Origin of the sequence: Citrobacter sp. MGH110 (genome assembly GCF_001037515.1) — a bacterium.
Lineage (GTDB): Bacteria > Pseudomonadota > Gammaproteobacteria > Enterobacterales > Enterobacteriaceae > Citrobacter > Citrobacter portucalensis.
The window spans coordinates 24,347-43,223 of the sequence record NZ_KQ089833.1; the positions used below are offsets into that span (position 1 = coordinate 24,347).

The 18,877-nt window shown below is 52.9% G+C and carries 13 protein-coding genes; 5 read left to right on the forward strand and 8 right to left on the reverse strand.

Translation table 11 applies throughout. From position 1 onward, the window contains the following. Nucleotide 1 precedes the first annotated feature (1 nt). The gene (locus SK38_RS22185) at nucleotides 2-1,081 is read right to left on the reverse strand and encodes a PTS fructose transporter subunit EIIC (protein WP_048237075.1); all 1,080 of its coding nucleotides are present in this window, start codon (nucleotides 1,079-1,081) and stop codon (nucleotides 2-4) included. 308 nt (nucleotides 1,082-1,389) lie between these two features. On the opposite strand from SK38_RS22185, the gene ptsP reads away from it, so the two are divergent. Genes ptsP through gldA form a run of 3 tightly spaced genes read left to right on the forward strand, consistent with a single transcriptional unit; the run spans nucleotide 1,390 to nucleotide 5,685 of the window. Beyond that, nucleotides 1,390-3,891, forward strand: a complete 2,502-nt coding sequence (gene ptsP, locus SK38_RS22190; protein WP_048227754.1) for a phosphoenolpyruvate--protein phosphotransferase — start codon at nucleotides 1,390-1,392, stop codon at nucleotides 3,889-3,891. 15 nt (nucleotides 3,892-3,906) lie between these two features. After that, a complete protein-coding gene (gene fsa / locus SK38_RS22195; protein ID WP_020996106.1) occupies nucleotides 3,907-4,569 on the forward strand; it encodes a fructose-6-phosphate aldolase in 663 nt (220 codons plus the stop codon). A gap of 12 nt (nucleotides 4,570-4,581) precedes the next feature. Further along, entirely contained in the window at nucleotides 4,582-5,685 is a 1,104-nt protein-coding gene (gene gldA / locus SK38_RS22200) for a bifunctional L-1,2-propanediol dehydrogenase/glycerol dehydrogenase (RefSeq protein WP_003825158.1), read from the forward strand. Nucleotides 5,686-5,771: 86 nt separating this feature from the next. Here the strand turns inward: gldA and katG are convergent, their stop codons facing one another. The 4 genes from katG to metB all read right to left on the reverse strand — a co-directional run bounded on the left by katG (nucleotide 5,772) and on the right by metB (nucleotide 12,978). After that, nucleotides 5,772-7,952, reverse strand: a complete 2,181-nt coding sequence (gene katG, locus SK38_RS22205; protein ID WP_048237076.1) for a catalase/peroxidase HPI — start codon at nucleotides 7,950-7,952, stop codon at nucleotides 5,772-5,774. 168 nt (nucleotides 7,953-8,120) lie between these two features. Continuing rightward, a complete protein-coding gene (metF, locus tag SK38_RS22210; protein ID WP_003825161.1) occupies nucleotides 8,121-9,008 on the reverse strand; it encodes a methylenetetrahydrofolate reductase in 888 nt (295 codons plus the stop codon). A 374-nt stretch (nucleotides 9,009-9,382) separates the two neighbouring features. Next, on the reverse strand, nucleotides 9,383-11,815 hold the full coding sequence (locus SK38_RS22215) for a bifunctional aspartate kinase/homoserine dehydrogenase II (protein WP_032945630.1): 2,433 nt from the start codon (nucleotides 11,813-11,815) through the stop codon (nucleotides 9,383-9,385). 2 nt (nucleotides 11,816-11,817) lie between these two features. After that, nucleotides 11,818-12,978: a cystathionine gamma-synthase gene (gene metB, locus SK38_RS22220; protein ID WP_003028818.1), complete on the reverse strand. Its 1,161-nt coding sequence runs from the start codon at nucleotides 12,976-12,978 to the stop codon at nucleotides 11,818-11,820. Nucleotides 12,979-13,243: 265 nt separating this feature from the next. Here metB and metJ point away from each other — a divergent pair, with 265 nt between their 5' ends. Next, entirely contained in the window at nucleotides 13,244-13,561 is a 318-nt protein-coding gene (gene metJ / locus SK38_RS22225) for a met regulon transcriptional regulator MetJ (protein ID WP_003825168.1), read from the forward strand. Nucleotides 13,562-13,619: 58 nt separating this feature from the next. On the opposite strand, the gene SK38_RS22230 is transcribed toward metJ, so the two are convergent. The 3 genes from SK38_RS22230 to rpmE form a co-directional block, all read right to left on the reverse strand. Then, nucleotides 13,620-15,044, reverse strand: a complete 1,425-nt coding sequence (locus SK38_RS22230) for an MFS transporter (RefSeq protein WP_003825170.1) — start codon at nucleotides 15,042-15,044, stop codon at nucleotides 13,620-13,622. 78 nt (nucleotides 15,045-15,122) lie between these two features. Next, on the reverse strand, nucleotides 15,123-15,803 hold the full coding sequence (locus SK38_RS22235; protein ID WP_003825173.1) for an oligogalacturonate-specific porin KdgM family protein: 681 nt from the start codon (nucleotides 15,801-15,803) through the stop codon (nucleotides 15,123-15,125). 338 nt (nucleotides 15,804-16,141) lie between these two features. Further along, on the reverse strand, nucleotides 16,142-16,354 hold the full coding sequence (gene rpmE / locus SK38_RS22245) for a 50S ribosomal protein L31 (RefSeq protein WP_008787040.1): 213 nt from the start codon (nucleotides 16,352-16,354) through the stop codon (nucleotides 16,142-16,144). 257 nt (nucleotides 16,355-16,611) lie between these two features. Here rpmE and priA point away from each other — a divergent pair, with 257 nt between their 5' ends. Next, nucleotides 16,612-18,810 carry a primosomal protein N' gene (gene priA / locus SK38_RS22250; RefSeq protein ID WP_048215183.1) on the forward strand — a complete coding sequence of 733 codons (2,199 nt, stop codon included), beginning with the start codon at nucleotides 16,612-16,614 and terminating at the stop codon, nucleotides 18,808-18,810. Nucleotides 18,811-18,877: the final 67 nt, after the last annotated feature.

Consider the following 18,877-nt stretch of genomic DNA (forward strand, 5'->3'; position numbering starts at 1 on the left):
CTTAATTCATTTCAAAATCTAAATCCAGGTCATCTTCTTTCGGATCGACCTGAGACACTTTTTTCCGCGCCAGACTTTTCAGTACGTTAACGCACACGGCGGTCACTACAGCACCAATGGCAACCGCCGCGATATAACCCAGTTTTCCTTCCACTACAGGCAGAACAATCAGCCCGCCCCAGCCGGCATAACACTGCGCACCAAACAGGGCGGCGGTTACCGTGCCACAGGCGGAACCCACCATAATCGATGGAATGACACGCAGCGGATCGGCTGCTGCAAACGGAATCGCGCCTTCAGTTACGCCAACGCAGCCCATTACCAGCGCAGCTTTACCGGCTTCGCGTTCTTCAGAAGAGAAATTCTTACGACCAATCAGCGTCGCTAAACCTAAACCCAGCGGCGGTACGCAGATCCCTACTGCGGCGATTGCCACGACGGTATAAACCCCCTGCGCCACGCAAATCAGCATGAAGGCGTAGGCAACTTTGTTAATTGGCCCTCCCATATCGAAGGCCAACATCAGTCCCATAATTACCGCCAGCAGCACAATGCTGCCCTGCTGCATACCCTGCAGCCACTCGGTCAGGCTAGTAGTTAACGCGCCAACAGGCTCCCCCAGCCCCCACATCATGATACCTGCGGTGATAAAAGTGCCGACGATGGGAATAACGAAGATAGGCATTACCGAACGCAACACCTTATGTACGGGGATCTTCTTCAGATAATGGACAACGATACCGCCAATAATCCCAGCAATTAATGCGCCAAAGAAACCTGCACCGAAGCTGTTTCCCACCCATGCGCCAATCGCACAAGGGGCCAGAGCAGAACGTTCAGCGATGGAATAGCCGATATAAGCAGCAAGAAATGGCACCATCAAAGTCAACCCGGCGACGCCAATATCAAACAGCTTTTTAAGATTAGGATCGGTCGCAGCATCCGGTACCGCGCCTTTGCCATACAGCATGACGGAGACAGCCAGCAAAATACCGCCCGCTACTACGAAGGGGATCATATGCGAAACACCGGTCATCAGGTGCTGACGAGTATTTTTCAGGATTTGTACCAACTCTTTCATAAGTCGCTCCCGGGCTGCCTAAAGCCCATATCCATAAACTTGTTGCGGAAAACAATAGGCAATCTGACGCGACGCAAACAGTGGATAAAAAGGCCATTTGCTGGACTTTTGTAATATCAGTACAAAAATGCGATCCGCCTCATAACTTGCAGTTTCTCGGAATTTATAGTGGATACGCTGACTTGTGAGGGATGTCTCACTTTGATAGTTACATTACATTTATCCAGTTTTTGGCAGATTTGTCACATGGCAGGCTCAGGCGTTGCCCTTTTATCCTGTAGCGAGAAATCGTTATGGGAGATGAGGCTATGGCCCTGATTGTGGAATTTACCTGTGAGCTACCCAATGGCGTACATGCACGCCCGGCAAGCCACATAGAAACGCAGTGCAACACCTTTACCTCACACATTGAGTGGCACAACCTGCGTACCGAACGTAAGGGCAACGCTAAGAGCGCACTATCGTTGATTGGCACCGATACTCTGGCGGGTGATAGCTGCCAGTTGCTGATTTCCGGTACAGATGAACAGGCAGCCCACCAGCATCTGAGCCAATGGTTACGAAATGAATTTCCGCACTGCGATGCACCGCTAGCGGAAGCCAAAAACAACGAGCTGGAGCCACTTCCGGCATCGCTCACCCATTTAAATCCACAGCTTTTTCGCGCTCGCACCGTCTGCAGCGGCAGCGCAGGGGGCGTTCTGAGTCTGCTTTCTTCGCTGGATCTTAACGCGCTCAGTAACCTTCCATCCGCTCAAGATATTGAAACCGAGCAAGCGGCACTGGATAACGGTTTAACGCTGTTGATGAAAAATATTGAGTTTCGATTACTCGACAGCGACGGCGCTACCAGTGCGATTCTGGAAGCACACCGCTCGCTGGCAAGCGACCTCTCACTGCGCCAGCACCTGCTCGCTGGCGTATCACGCGGGTTAAGCTGCGCCCAGGCGGTTGTCGAAAGTGCCGGACATTTTTGTGATGAATTCGCCCGTTCAAGCAGCAGTTATTTACAGGAGCGAGCACTGGATGTACGCGATGTTTGCTTCCAGCTTCTGCAGCAAATTTATGGGGAACAGCGCTTCCCAGCGCCGGGAAAACTGACCCAGCCGACGGTTTGCATGGCGGATGAGCTAACACCGAGCCAGTTCCTCGAACTGGACAAAACATTGCTGAAAGGCTTGCTGTTAAAAAGCGGTGGTACTACGTCACACACGGTGATTCTCGCCCGGTCATTCAACATCCCTACGCTGGTTGGCGTAGATATTGAATCTTTGATGCCATGGCTACAGCAAACGGTTTATATCGATGGTAACGCAGGAGCAGTCGTCGTTGCCCCTGATGAATCCATCGTACGTTATTATCAGCAAGAAGCCCGTATCCAGGATGCCATTCGGGAACAGCAACGTATCTGGCTGACCCAGGAGGCACGCACGGCTGATGGCATCCGTATGGAAGTCGCCGCCAACATCGCCCACTCCGTGGAAGCACAAGCAGCCTTTAGTAACGGTGCGGAAGCGGTTGGCCTGTTCCGTACGGAAATGCTGTATATGGACCGTACCTGCGCCCCGGATGAGAACGAGCTATACAACATTTTCTGCCAGGCGCTGGAACCCGCAAAGGGACGCAGCATTATTGTACGCACCATGGATATCGGCGGTGATAAACCCGTTGATTATCTGAATATTCCTGCTGAGACCAACCCATTTCTCGGTTATCGCGCGGTGCGTATTTATGAAGAATATGCCACGTTGTTTACTACGCAACTGCGATCGATCCTGCGCGCCTCAGCGCACGGTAGCCTGAAAATCATGATCCCAATGATCTCCTCGATGGAAGAGATCCTGTGGGTCAAAGAGAAACTGGCTGAAGCCAAGCAGCAACTGCGAAGTGAACACATTCCGTTTGATGAGAAGATCCAGCTCGGTATTATGCTGGAGGTTCCGTCTGTGATGTTCATCATTGACCAATGCTGTGAAGAGATTGATTTCTTTAGTATTGGCAGCAATGACCTGACGCAATACCTGCTGGCGGTCGACCGTGACAACGCCAAAGTTACCCGCCACTACAACAGCCTGAATCCGGCCTTCCTGCGCGCGCTGGATTACGCCGTGCAGGCAGTACATCGGCAGGGGAAATGGATTGGCCTGTGCGGCGAACTGGGTGCCAAAGGCTCGGTGCTGCCATTGCTGGTGGGACTGGGTCTGGACGAGATCAGTATGAGCGCTCCCTCCATTCCCGCCGCCAAAGCGCGGATGGCGCAACTCGACAGCCGTGCCTGCCGTCAATTGCTGAATCAAGCGATGGCTTGTCGAACCTCGCTGGAGGTCGAACATCTGCTGGCCCAGTTCCGCATGACCCAACAGGATACGCCTCTGGTTACCGCCGAATGCATCACACTGGACAGCGACTGGCGCAGTAAAGAAGAGGTCATCAAAGGGATGACCGACAACCTCCTGCTGGCAGGCCGTTGTCGCTATCCACGTAAACTGGAAGCAGACCTGTGGGCACGCGAAGCCGTCTTCTCTACCGGATTAGGTTTTAGCTTCGCCATTCCACACAGCAAATCCGAACATATTGAGCAGTCCACCATCAGCGTAGCTCGCCTGCAAGCGCCGGTACGTTGGGGTGATGATGATGCACAGTTCATTATTATGCTGACGCTCAACAAACATGCCGCTGGCGATCAGCATATGCGTATTTTCTCGCGTCTGGCGCGCCGCATTATGCATGAAGAATTCCGTAACGCGCTGGTTAGCGCCGCCTCAGCCGACGCTATCGCCAGCCTGTTGCAACATGAACTTGAACTTTAAAGAGGATGTTTTTGTATGGAACTTTACCTTGATACCGCCAACGTCGCGGAAGTTGAACGTCTGGCACGCATCTTCCCTATCGCGGGTGTTACCACCAACCCAAGCATTGTGGCGGCAAGCAAAGAATCCATCTGGGATGTACTGCCACGCCTGCAAAACGCCATCGGCGAAGAGGGTATTTTATTTGCCCAAACCATGAGCCGCGAGGCGCAGGGCATGGTGGAAGAAGCCAAACGCCTGAGCAATGCAGTGCCCGGTCTGGTAGTGAAAATTCCGGTGACATCCGAAGGTCTGGCCGCGATTAAGATGCTGAAAAAAGAGGGTATCACCACGCTGGGAACCGCCGTTTACAGTGCTTCTCAGGGGCTACTGGCTGCGCTGGCAGGAGCCAAATATATCGCGCCTTACGTTAACCGTATCGACGCACAGGGCGGCGATGGGATTCGCACAGTACAAGAACTGCAAACGTTACTGGAGCTGCATGCGCCAAACAGCATGGTACTGGCAGCCAGCTTTAAAACCCCGCGTCAGGCGCTGGATTGCTTACTGGCAGGATGTGAAGCTATCACCCTGCCATTAGACGTAGCGCAACAAATGCTCAATACCCCTGCGGTAGAGTCAGCAATAGAGAAGTTTGAGCAGGACTGGAACAACGCATTTGGTCACATCAACCTGTGAGGGAAATAAAGTATGGATCGCATTATTCAATCACCTGGTAAGTACATCCAGGGTGCCGATGTTATTACCCGTCTTGGCAGCTACCTCAAACCACTGGCAGAACGCTGGCTGGTCGTTGGGGACAAGTTTGTCTTAGGCTTTGCCCAGGGCGCACTGGAAAAAAGCTTCCAGGATGCCGGACTGGCGCTGGAAATTGCACCGTTTGGCGGCGAATGTTCACAAAACGAAATCGACCGTCTGCGCGGCGTAGCGGAAAAAGCGCAGTGTGGCGCAGTACTTGGTATTGGCGGCGGTAAAACGCTGGATACCGCCAAAGCGCTGGCGCACTTTATGGGCGTGCCTGTCGCCATTGCCCCAACCATCGCCTCTACCGATGCGCCGTGCAGCGCGCTGTCCGTCATTTACACCGATGCCGGTGAATTCGATCGCTATCTGCTGCTGCCCAACAACCCGGACAGGGTCATTGTGGATACCAAAATTGTCGCGGGCGCACCGGCGCGTCTGTTAGCTGCGGGTATTGGCGATGCGCTGGCAACCTGGTTCGAAGCGCGTGCCTGTTCACGCAGCGGCGCAACCACCATGGCGGGCGGTCAGTGTACTCAGGCGGCGCTGGCGCTGGCAGAGCTGTGCTTTAATACACTGATCGAAGAAGGCGAAAAAGCGATGCTGGCAGCCGAGCAGCACGTGGTGACACCAGCACTGGAACGTGTTATTGAAGCCAACACCTATCTGAGTGGCGTCGGTTTTGAAAGCGGTGGTCTGGCAGCGGCTCACGCCATTCATAACGGTCTGACCGCAATCCCGGATGCGCATCACTACTATCACGGCGAGAAAGTGGCGTTTGGTACGCTGACGCAGCTGGTGCTGGAAAACGCACCGGTCGATGAAATTGAAACCGTTGCCGCGTTGTGCCATTCCGTTGGCCTGCCGATTACCCTGGCGCAACTGGACATCAAACAGGATATCCCGGCGAAAATGCGCATTGTGGCTGAGGCCGCCTGTGCCGAAGGCGAAACCATTCACAACATGCCTGGCGGCGCAACGCCGGACCAGGTGTATGCCGCCCTGCTGGTGGCTGATCAGTACGGTCAACGTTACCTGCAAGAGTGGGAATAACCTGCAAACAGAAAATCCCCGCAATCGCGGGGATTTTTTTATTCATACTATGCCGGATACACACAAGCGACATCCGGCATTAGCTGTTACAGCAGATCGAAACGATCCAGGTTCATCACTTTCACCCATGCGGCAACGAAATCTCTCACGAACTTCTCGTGAGCATCGCTGCAGGCATAAACTTCAGCCACTGCGCGCAGTACGGAGTTAGAACCGAACACCAGATCGGCGCGGGTTGCCGTGTATTTTACTTCGCCGCTCAGACGGTCACGACCTTCAAACAGCTCTTTTGACTCATCAACCGCCTTCCACTCATGGCGCATATCCAGCAGATTGACGAAGAAGTCAGTGCTGAGCACGCCAGGACGATCGGTAAAGACACCGTGCTGGCTGCCGTCGAAGTTGGTGCCCAGTACGCGCATACCGCCCACCAGCACGGTCATTTCCGGTGCGGTCAGCGTCAGCTGCTGTGCTTTATCAATCAGCAGCGACTCGGTGGTCGATACGTCAGGACGGGAGCGGTAGTTACGGAAACCATCGGCAATCGGCTCAAGCAGTTCAAACATCTCAATATCCGTTTGGTCCTGACGCGCATCCACGCGGCCCGGCGCAAAAGGTACTTTAATGCTGACACCCGCAGCGCTAGCCGCCTGCTCTATACCGACAACACCGGCCAGCACGATAATATCGGCTAACGAAGCGGTATGGGCTGACTTATAAATGCCTTCCAGCACAGGCAGTACGCGTGCCGCGGTAGCATTCACATCCCAGCCACGCTGTGGGTCCAGCGCCAGACGCGCACCGTTAGCGCCGCCACGTTTATCCCCACCGCGGAACGTTGATGCCGAAGCCCACGCTACCGATACCAGTTCGCCCACGGACAACCCGGAAGCGGCAATGGTCGCCTTCAGTTTCAGGATATCTTCTTCGCTTGGGTTAAAGAACGCATGCGGCAGCGGGTCTTGCCAAATCAGATCTTCTTTTGGCACTTCCGGTCCGATGTAACGTGCTTTTGGCCCCATATCACGGTGCGTCAGCTTAAACCATGCGCGGGCAAATGCTTCGTTGAAGGCCTGCGGATCGTTCAGGAAACGACGGGAGATCTTCTCGAACTCCGGATCGAAACGCAGCGTCAGGTCGGTAACCAACATTGTTGGCTTACGTTTTTTCGACGGATCGAACGGATCGGGGATAATTTCCGGTGCGTCAACCGCTTCAAATTGAATCGCACCTGCCGGACTGCGGGTTTGTACCCATTCATATTTGAACAGGTTCTCGAAGAAATAGTTGCTCCATTGGGTCGGCGTCTGCGTCCAGACCACTTCCAGACCGGAAGTAATTGCGTCTGCACCCGCGCCGCTGCCGTAGCTGCTGGCCCAGCCCAGGCCCTGCGCTTCAATTGGTGCGGATTCTGGATCGGCGCCTACGTGCGAAGCCGGTGCAGCACCGTGAGTTTTGCCCAACGTATGACCGCCGCCAATCAGCGCTACGGTTTCTTCGTCGTTCATGCCCATGTTACCGAAGGTCGCGCGAATAGCCGCTGCCGCAGAGAGCGGTTCGCCGCTATGGTCCGGCCCTTCCGGGTTCACATAGATAAGGCCCATTTCGGTTGCGCCCAGCGGCGCTTTTGCCAGTTCTTCCGGATGACGGTGGGTCAGCCAGGCTTTTTCATCACCCCAGTTTACGTCGAGATCCGGTTCCCAGACGTCTTCACGACCGGCACCGAAGCCGAAGGTACGGAAGCCTGAGTTTTCCAGCGCCACGTTACCCGCAAGGATAAACAGGTCGGCCCAGGAAATTTTCTGGCCATATTTCTGCTTGATTGGCCAAAGCAGACGACGCGCTTTATCCAGGCTGACGTTGTCCGGCCAGGAGTTCAGTGGTGCAAAACGCTGCTGTCCGCGACCCGCGCCACCGCGTCCATCGATGGAGCGATAGGTCCCTGCACCGTGCCATGCCATGCGGATAAATAATCCGGCATAGGTTCCCCAGTCAGCGGGCCACCACGGTTGAGATTCGGACAGAAGGGCTCTGAGATCCCCTTTCAGGGCAGAATAGTCGAGTTTGCTAAACTCTTTTCGGTAGTCGAAGTCCTCACCCAGCGGGTTAGAACGGTTGGAATGTTGGTTTAAAAGATCTACACGGAGTTGATTGGGCCACCAGTCGCGGTTGTTCGTTCCTGCTCCCGCACTCTGATCGTGACCGCCCTGATGAAAAGGACACTTACCGGCAGTTGATGCGTTTTGGCTATCGTCGGACATGCTCATCTATATGCTCCCTTTACAGTGTTCTGACTACGATATACACCACCAGAGATAAGATATAGTCGAAAAAACCCACAGATTCGATAGCTAATTCCTTTTATATTTAAAGTTACAGAGATGTAGATCAAAATGATCAATAAAAAGCCCTCCGTAGAGGGCTGGGGCATCTGTTTAATTCGGTCTTACACCCAGTGTGTGACAAATAGCGTAGCTCATCTCGGCACGGTTAAGGGTATAGAAGTGAAAATCTTTCACCCCTTCGCGACTGAGGATTTTCACCATGTCCATAGCGATGTTTGCACCTACCAGCTTGCGGGTTTCCGCATCATCATCCAGACCATCAAACATGGTCGACATCCAGGAAGGGATACGAACATTGGTCATATCGGCAAATTTTTTCGCCTGTTTAAAGTTGGAGACTGGCAGGATACCCGGAATAATTTCCACATCGATTCCCGCAGACACACAGCGATCGCGAAAGCGTAGATAGCTTTCTACATCGAAGAAGAACTGAGTGATCGCACGGTTCGCACCGGCATCAACCTTACGCTTCAGGTTCAGCAAATCGGCCTGAGCGCTCTTCGCTTCTGGGTGTACTTCCGGATAAGCCGCAACGGAGATATCAAAGTCCGCAACGTCTTTCAGCAGAGTCACCAGGTCAGAGGCATACATATCCGGTTTACCGCTTCCCGGCGGCAAGTCACCGCGCAGAGCAACAATATGACGAATACCGTTATTCCAGTAGTCCTGAGCAATGGTCCGCAGCTCATCGCGGGTAGCATCAATACAGGTCAGGTGCGGAGCCGCTTCAAGACCAGTGCGATCCTTAATACCTTTAATAATGCTGTGCGTACGGTCGCGCTCACCAGAGTTTGCACCATAGGTGACTGAAACAAACTTCGGCTTCAGGCTGCTCAGGCGATCGATGGAGTTCCACAGGGTTTGCTCCATTTCACTGGTGCGCGGCGGGAAAAACTCAAACGAAACGTTAATCTGACCCTGTACTTCCGCCAGGCTCTGATTCAGGGCTTCCCGCTGGTTGGCGTGAAAAAAGCTCATACCTTACCTCATCAATCTTTTGTCGTTATATGTTGTGTTGTGAACTGCTATACGTTTAGACGTCTAGATGTAAAAATGACGGAAAAGCATGCTGGCGTCAACACAAAAATCATCGTTAAAGGTGAGGAATACTCAGCCAACGTGAAAAAAATTCACATCAGCCTGAAATGATGGGGAATTGTGGCATGACCGTCTGCCAGCCGTTAACGAGAGCGGTGACAGACTCGCCTCTGGCCAGAGCGCGGGTAAGACGCAATACGGGTAGGTTTAACGCAGGATGAGAGCGTTGAAGTGATTATGCAGATGGCTGTTGACGTATTTTATCCGGCCTGGGTCACAAACGAACCGTCGGCCGGATCATCCGGCAACAAAAACTACAGCAGCTGCGCCAGACGGTTGATGTCTGACTGAATAGCGCCGGCGGTGACGTCACGACCTGCGCCCGGTCCACGGATCACCAGCGGGTTATCGCGATACCAGCGGCTTTCAATGGCGAATACGTTATCGCACGGCAACAGCGCCGCCAGCGGGTGTTCAGGACGAACCGCTTCAACACCAACGCGCGCTTTACCGTTAGCATCAAAACGCGCCACATAGCGTAGCACCAGCCCCATTTCACGCGCCGCTTCCAGACGCTGCACCATCTGCTCGTTAAGCTCATCACCATTCTCAAAGAAATGGTCAATAGAGCCTTCTTCACAGTGCGCAGGCACCAGCGATTCCACGCGAACCTGGTCCGGTTCGATGTCGTAACCTGCTTCACGCGCCAGAATCACCAGCTTACGCATCACATCTTTGCCGGAAAGATCTACGCGCGGATCGGGTTCAGTCAGCCCCTGTTGCCACGCCTGATCCACCAGATCGGTGAACGGGACCGTGCCATCAAATTGCAGGAACAACCACGACAACGTACCGGAGAAGATCCCGCTGATCGACAGAATGGTATCTCCGCTATCAATCAGATCGCGCACGGTATGATTGATCGGCAAGCCTGCGCCTACGGTAGCGTTATACAGCCAGTGGCGACCGGTTTTTTCAAAAGCATCATGAATTTGGCGATAATTATGACTGCTGCTTGCCCCCGCCAGTTTGTTGGCGCTGATAACGTGGAAACCATGGCTGGCAAAATCCAGATACTGATCCGCAAGTTGCTCGCTGGCAGTTACGTCCAGCACCACTAAATCATCATACGGGTGAGCACGCATCCACAGGAATAGAGACTCTTCATCCTGCTCTACTGCCTCGTCATCAAAGAAAGCTAACGCGCGGCTGGCATCCAGCCCTTCGTAATTCAGCAGGCTACGACGGCTATCAACCACACCCGCCAGCACAAACTCTAATCCGGTGCGCGCCGAGAGCGTGCTCTGCTCGCGAGCGAACAGCTCCAGCCAGCGTGAGCCGATGTTGCCTTTGCCGAAAAGCACCAGACCAATGCGTTTTTCCGCGCGGAAAATAGACTGATGCAGACCCTGAATCAGGCTCTCTGTTGGCCCAGTACGCAGTACCGCGACCAGGCTGATACCCTCTTCCGATTGCCAGGTGAATTCAACCGGCTGACCTTTCAACTGTTGCCAAAAACGGTGGCAATGCAGCGGATTACGGGTGACGCCCGCCCCGACCATCGCCACCAGCGCCAGCCCCTGGCGCAGACGCAGCTCGCCTGGCAGACCAGCTTCATCAAGAATTTTCAGTGCGCCGTCAGCAACTTCGGAGGTATAGCAAAATTGCAGCAGTTGGCGGTCAGGATGCACACCCACTGCCAGCGGACGCACCTGGGTACGTTTTAAAACCTGATCAATCTCTTTATAAGCCAGCTTAAAGTCCTGACCAGTCGGAACCAAAAACTCAATCAGGCAGACGTCATCATGACTGGTCACAATACGCGCCCCGGTACCGGAGGCCAGTACGCGTTCAATGCGCGTTGAACCCTGCTCCGGCGTATAGCTACAACGCAGTTGGAGATCGATATCGCTACCGGAAACCGGCTGTAAGGTACGGGCATGGAGAACCGGTGCCGCCAGACGCGCCAGCTCGCTGGCTTCATCCAGACGCAGCAGCGGCAGCAAACAGGCGTCTTTTACTTTACGCGGGTCCGCGCTGTAAACCCCGGCGACATCGCTCCAGATAGTTACGCGAGAAACGCCCGCCAGCGCGCCAACCTGCGTCGCCGAGTAGTCGGAGCCGTTACGCCCCAGCAGGACCGTTTCACCGCAATTACTGCGGCTAATAAAGCCGGTAACCACCAGCCGTTTACCCGGATGCTGCGCCAGCAGTTGCTGTAGCAGTGGGTAAGAAAGACCTTCATCTACCTGCGGCTGGGCACCGCGTTCAGCACGTAAAAAATCGCGCGCATCCAGCCAGGCTGACTCCAGCCCCTGTTGGTTAAGGACCGCAGACATCAAACGCGCGGACCATACCTCACCATGCCCAACAACCTCAGCATAGACGGCATCGTTCACGCCACTGTCGAGTAATCCAGCCAGACGCTCCAGATCGTGAATAAACGCGCCAATCAGTCCATCCGCTATATCAGGCGGTAACAAACCGCTTATAAGCTCGCTCTGATAGCGACGTAACGCCTGTTGAACCTGATGCGCAGAAAGGCGATCGGTCTGGCTTAATTTCAGCCAGCTAATCAACTGGTTAGTGGTACTGCCTGCGGCTGAAACAACCATCATGTCATCAGGCTGCGAGTATTCCGCCATAATGCCTGCGACACGCAGATAACATTTCACGTCTGCCAGACTACTACCACCAAATTTGTGCAGTTGACGACCCTTCGCCCCTGCCTGCGCAATCACACTCATGTTTACCCCTTGTTTGCAGCCCGGAAGCCATTTTCCAGGTCGGCAATTAAATCTTCGCCATCTTCAATACCGGTGGAGATACGCAGCAGCGTTTCGGAAATTCCGGCAGCAGCACGCGCTTCTGGCGCCATGCCCGCGTGTGTCATGGTTGCGGCGTGGGAGATCAGACTTTCAACGCCCCCTAACGATTCCGCCAGCGTAAACAATGACAACCCGCCGAGGAAGCGGCGCAGCGTTTGCTCATCACCATCCAGTTCAAAACTTAACATCGCGCCAAAGCCTTTTTGCTGACGTGCAGCAATCTCATGGCCCTGATTATCCGGCAATGACGGGTGATACAATTTTTTCACCAGCGGCTGAGTTTGCAGATAATCGACTATCGCCTGAGCATTACGTTGCGCCACCTCCATACGAGGAGACAGAGTACGCAGGCCGCGCAACAGCAGATAACTATCAAACGCGCCGCCGGTCACACCAATATTATTCGCCCACCATGCCAGTTCAGTGACCGTTTCCGGATCTTTCGCTATCACAACACCAGCCACCACGTCTGAGTGACCGTTTAAATATTTCGTGCATGAATGCAACACCAGATCGGCGCCCAATGCCAGTGGATTTTGCAGTGCCGGGCTTAAAAAAGTGTTGTCGACCACGCTGACCGCGCCAGCTTCACGCGCCAGCTGGCAGATTTTCGCAATATCCACCACGCGCAGCAGCGGGTTGCTTGGGCTTTCTACCAGCACCAGCTTCGGTTTTTCCGCCAATGCGGCCTGCAATGCCTGCTCATCTCCTTGATCGACAAACAGGACCCGGTAACAGCCACGCTTTGCCAGACTGTCAAACAGTCGGTAGCTCCCGCCGTAGCAGTCATGCGGTGCGACCAGCAGATCGCCTGGCTTGAGGAAGACCGTGGTCACCAGATGAATCGCCGACATGCCAGTATTGGTCAGCACAGCACCTGCACCGCCTTCCAGTTCCGCCAGCGCACGCTGAACAACATCGCGCGTTGGGTTGCCGCGACGCGAATAGTCATGGGCGCGAGGTTCATTAAATCCGGTAAAGTTATAGGTGCTGGAGAGGTGAATCGGCGGGACAACGCAACCGTACTGTTCGTCGTCATTTAACCCGCTACGCACTGCGATGGTGGCCTGTTTACGCGTCATATTGAGGAGATCCTGGCTGAGTCGGTGAAAAGTCAGACACCAGAGTAATCATAGTTACGATAGCCGTCAATACATCTGGACATCTAAACTTCTTTGCGTATAGATTGAGCAAACTGGAAATAGCCGTTAAAATTATATGCATTAGCGTACATCTGCGTCGGCTTACTTCGTGTCAGGGCCACGCCACTACGATAAACTACGCGCAATTATGGTCCGGGCTCAGGTTCTGGCCTCAATATTAATGACGAAGAGGATTAGGTATCTCATGGCTGAATGGAGCGGCGAATATATCAGCCCATACGCTGAGCACGGTAAGAAGAGTGAGCAAGTCAAAAAAATTACGGTTTCCATTCCTCTGAAGGTGTTAAAAATCCTTACCGATGAACGCACGCGTCGTCAGGTGAACAACCTGCGCCACGCCACCAACAGCGAACTGCTGTGTGAAGCGTTTCTGCATGCTTTTACTGGGCAACCCTTACCCAACGATGACGACCTGCGTAAAGAACGCAGTGATGAAATCCCGGAAGAAGCAAAGGTAATCATGCGTGAACTGGGTATCAACCCGGAAACGTGGGAATACTGATAGTTAGAACAGCAATGGGCGTGTAGAGGCGGGAATGCTCCCGCCTTTTCTCACAGTGTTACTTACTAATACCATTGAGTTTATTCAATGTTTCTTCCATTTTGAGCGTTTCCGTACGGTTCAATGGATAGAAATAAATCAGGATGACCGCCGCCAAAAACAGGCATAGCGCCGGCAAGAGATTCGCCATCGTATAAATATTTTCCTGCACAATGCTGGTTTGCACTGCACCACCTGTTGACGATGATTGATAGCCAATGATAGCCAACATAAAGCCACCAATCGCCCCTGCGCATGCCTGACCAACCTTGCGCGCAAAGAAGTTCACACCATAAACCGTGCCATCCTCGCGATCGCCAGTGACATACTGATGGTAGTCACAAACATCAGTCATAAACGCCCAAATCATCAGGTTGAATAACCCTGCACCCAGCGTCGCCAGGAACAAGAAAACCAGATAGACCTTTGCATCCGTAATGTGGACAAAGTACATAATCACATACATGACCACGGCAAAAAGCAACGCGCCTACGCTGGCTTCTTTTTTACCAAACCGCTTCGTGAGCCAGGATGCCGATGGCGCCAGCAAAACCAGGGAACCAAAGGTAAACAGCAACGCGACTGACATCGCCTCTTTATTGTGGAAATAGTCATTAAACAGGTAAGTCATGTTGGTACCGGACAACCCCTGATTAATTACAATCAGCAAATCCACAACCACTAAAACAATCAGCGCCTTATTGCGTGCCAGTCCCTTCAGCAACACCGAAACGGGCATGCTCTCTTTTCTCTCCACGCGCACGCGCTCCGTCGTTAAATGACAGGTCAAGGATAAAAAGATCAAGCCCAGCACTGCGCAACCAATGGAAATCCAGAAGAAGTGTTGCCCGGAAATCACCTGGCTTCCATCCACCAGGGTGGTGTACATCAGGATTGGAATGAAAAAGCCAGTTGCCCCACCGCCAATTGCTGACCCAACGCTACGCCAGGTTGAAAGCGATACACGATCATCAGGATTCGAGCTAATCGCCGCAGACATAGCACCGTACGGAATACTCACGGTAGATAACAGCGAACCGTAAATGAAATAGGAGCAGCAGATGTAGATGATTTTCGCCGTATAAGAAAAATCATTCACAAACGGCAGGAACAGGACAACCGCAATGATGCAAAATGGATACTTCATGCGACGCACCCACGGGTTGAAACGTCCATGTACCGTCAGTTTAGAGGTATCGCATAAGCGCCCTACACCAACATCAACGAACGCATCAAAGAGTTTGGTCACAAAATAGAGTGAGCCAACAATAACGCCGGAAATACCGAGGACGTTAGTGTAATAAATCATTAAAAAACTATTAACTAAGCCAAGAATAAAACAGGTTCCGAGGTCACCACATAAATAACCAATTTTATCTCTAATTCCGAAAGGCCTGACGGCAGTGGTTTCATTATTTCCGATAATAGTTCCATCATTAGACATGATGTCAACTCCTTAGACATATTATTCACACAAACTATGCTTATCGACGTAATCAGCCGATACGAAAACTATTACCGATTAGAAGTTATAACCAAGACCGACACGATAACGGGTCTGACGATCGTCTGTCGTTGTTGTGTTATAACCCGAGGAAACGTTGCCAACCTCAACAAATGGAACCCAGGAGCCTAATTTGTACGCCACGCGGAAGTTATATTCATAATCATCTTTCCGGTTGTTATATAAATCTTCGCTATCGGCAATTTTATAAATACCATTTAGCTCAAACATCCAGTCATTGACGTTATAACCAAGCCAGGCTTCCGGACGATAGACCATGCGGTCATCTTTGCCGTCAGTGTTTCTGCGCATGTACTCCTGACGATAGCGGAACGCGGTCCACCAGTTGTCGTTGATGTTGTACTGCACGCGGATATAAGGCTTATAAATCGCGATATTATCGCCCGTTTCGATCGCAATGCCGGGCTGCCAGACAAGACCCTGCCAGGTGAACTGATAGCTTGCGGTATACTCGTTGCCGTTACTTTCCATATTATTCCACGCATCATTTGACTGCGTGTTTTCGGAACGAGAAATGGCTTCTACTGCCACACCAAAACCCGTGGCAAAACGGTGAGACATATACACACGATCGTAATTACGTCCATCGTCATAATATTCATGTCGGTAATCAACATAACCCGCCTGTGCGGCCGCAGAGAATAATGGAATCAGTAATAACGCAGATTTAAATTTCATGACAATCCCTCTTCACACTCAACAACGGAAATAATCCATCTCGTTTGTCCATAAAATGGGAAAACAAAAAGGCTTTTAGATTAATTTTATATTTCCACGAAAGTGTATTTTAGAAAGAAAGCAGAAACCTTTGGTATTTTGCCAGGAGCTGGTAAAAGTGGCAAAAGACAGAAGATAAAAAGGACGCAGATCACCAGTTGCAATATTTTATCGAATAAATAAAACACCGTTTTATTTATTGAATAAAATAGATTATTCAATACATCAATATATATTTCAGTTCTGAAGCGCAGAAACAAAAAAAGCGCCATAAGGCGCTTTTTTCTGACAGCTGAAACTTACTTGCTGCCTGGGATGCTGAAACGCTTGTTGAAGCGATCAACACGGCCACCGGTAGCAACATCACGCTGCTTGCCAGTATAGAACGGGTGGCACTGACCGCACACGTCCAGGTTCAGATCGTGACCGACGGTAGAGCGGATTTTCATGACGTTACCGCAAGAGCAGTTTGCAGTAATTTCTTCGTATTTCGGGTGAATATCTTTTTTCATGGGAAAACCTCGGTTTAAGGCCGCGTCGCTCTTCCAGCCCTAACGCCAGACACCACGCGATGTTAATTATTCCCCGTCACCTTTCACGCTGCATCAACAGCCTGAAACTCTCGGGTAATGGTCATTGTTTGACGCAATCAATTTGCATCAAAGGCGGCGAATCATACAGAAATTAACCTGCTCATGCAAACTGATCCGCATTCTACCCTCCACTAATGTGTATACTAACCCGCCAGATTTCAAGTCAGGATGATTCAATGCCCGTTGCGCACGTTGCCTTACCTGTTCCGCTACCTCGCACCTTTGACTACCTCCTGCCGGAAGGCTTGAGTGCCAAAGCCGGGTGTCGTGTACGCGTGCCCTTTGGCAAGCAGCAGGAGCGCGTGGGTATCGTCCTTTCCGTCAGCGAGCACAGTGAACTGCCGCGGAGCGAATTGAAAGCCGTTCTCGAAGTGCTGGACAGCGAACCGGTCTACTCGACCTCTGTCTGGCGTCTGCTGTTGTGGGCGGCTGATTATTATCATCATCCCATCGGTGACGTACTGTTTCACGCTCTGCCAATTTTACTGCGCCAGGGACGCCCGGCGACAAACGCGCCCATGTGGTACTGGTTTGCCACTGAAGAAGGCCAGGTAATTGACCTCAACAGCCTGAAGCGTTCTCCCAAGCAGCAACAGGCGCTGGCTGCGCTACGCCAGGGGAAAATCTGGCGCGACCAGGTGGCTGAACTGGAATTTAATGATGCCGCATTACAGGCACTGCGGAAAAAAGGGCTGTGCGATCTGGCGAGCGAAACACCAGGCTTTAGCGACTGGCGTACGCACTACGCGGTTTCTGGTGAGCGTCTGCGGCTGAACACCGAGCAGGCCACCGCCGTCGGGGCGATTCACAGCGCCTCAGACAGTTTTAGCGCCTGGCTATTAGCGGGCGTAACGGGATCAGGCAAAACAGAGGTCTATCTTAGCGTTCTGGAAAACGTCCTTGCCCAGGGCAAGCAGGCTCTGGTGATGGTGCCGGAGATTGGCCTGACGCCGCAAACTATTGCCCGTTTTCGCGAACGTTTTAATGCGCCGGTCGAAGTCCTGCACTCCGGTTTAAACGACAGTGAACGTCTTTCAGCCTGGCTGAAAGCAAAAAATGGCGAGGCGGCGATAGTTATCGGCACGCGTTCTTCGCTGTTTACGCCGTTTAAAAATCTCGGCGTGATTGTCATCGACGAAGAACACGACAGCTCTTATAAACAGCAGGAAGGCTGGCGCTATCATGCGCGCGACCTCGCGGTTTACCGCGCCCATAGCGAGCAAATTCCGATTATTCTCGGCTCAGCCACCCCGGCACTGGAAACGCTGTGTAACGTGCGGCAGAACAAATACCGCATGCTGCGCCTGACGCGCCGCGCCGGAAATGCGCGCCCAGCCACTCAGCACGTGCTGGATCTCAAAGGTCAGCAGGTGCAGGCCGGACTCGCCCCTGCGCTGATCGCCCGTATGCGTCAGCACCTGCAGGCGGATAACCAGGTGATCCTGTTTTTGAACCGTCGTGGTTTTGCGCCTGCGCTGCTGTGCCACGACTGTGGTTGGATTGCCGAATGTCCGCGTTGCGATCATTACTACACGCTACATCAGGCGCAGCACCACCTGCGTTGCCACCACTGCGACAGCCAGCGCCCAATACCGCGTCAGTGCCCCTCCTGCGGTTCGACGCATATGGTTCCGGTAGGACTCGGCACCGAACAGCTTGAGCAGGCTCTGGCACCTTTTTTCCCCGGTGTGCCAATTTCACGTATAGACCGCGACACCACCAGCCGTAAAGGGTCGCTGGAGCAGCATCTGGCGGAAGTGCATCGCGGCGGCGCACGAATTCTTATAGGCACGCAAATGCTGGCCAAAGGCCACCACTTCCCGGACGTCACTCTGGTGGCGCTGCTGGACGTTGACGGCGCGCTATTCTCCGCAGATTTCCGGTCAGCAGAACGCTTCGCCCAGCTCTATACGCAGGTCTCTGGCCGTGCCGGACGCGCCGGGAAGCAAGGCGAAGTGGTGCTGCAAACGCACCATCCTGAACATCCGCTGCTGCAAACCTTGCTGTATAAAGGCTATGACGCGTTTGCCGAACAGGCGCTGGCCGAGCGACAAACGCTCCAGCTTCCACCGTGGACCAGCCATGTGATCGTGCGGGCAGAAGATCATAACAACCAGCATGCACCAATGTTCTTGCAGCAACTACGGAATCTCATTCAAGCCAGCCCGTTGGCCGATGACAAACTCTGGGTGCTCGGCCCGGTTCCCGCACTGGCGCCCAAACGCGGTGGTCGTTATCGTTGGCAAATATTGTTGCAACATCCATCACGAATTCGTCTGCAACATATCGTCAGCGGCACGCTGGCACTGATCAATACGCTACCCGATGCACGCAAGGTTAAATGGGTGCTGGATGTCGATCCCATCGAGGGATAACCCCTCACGATGCGAGGCGGATCGTAAAATTAAAGATCCATCACACTTTTTATGAAAATTCTGTAAC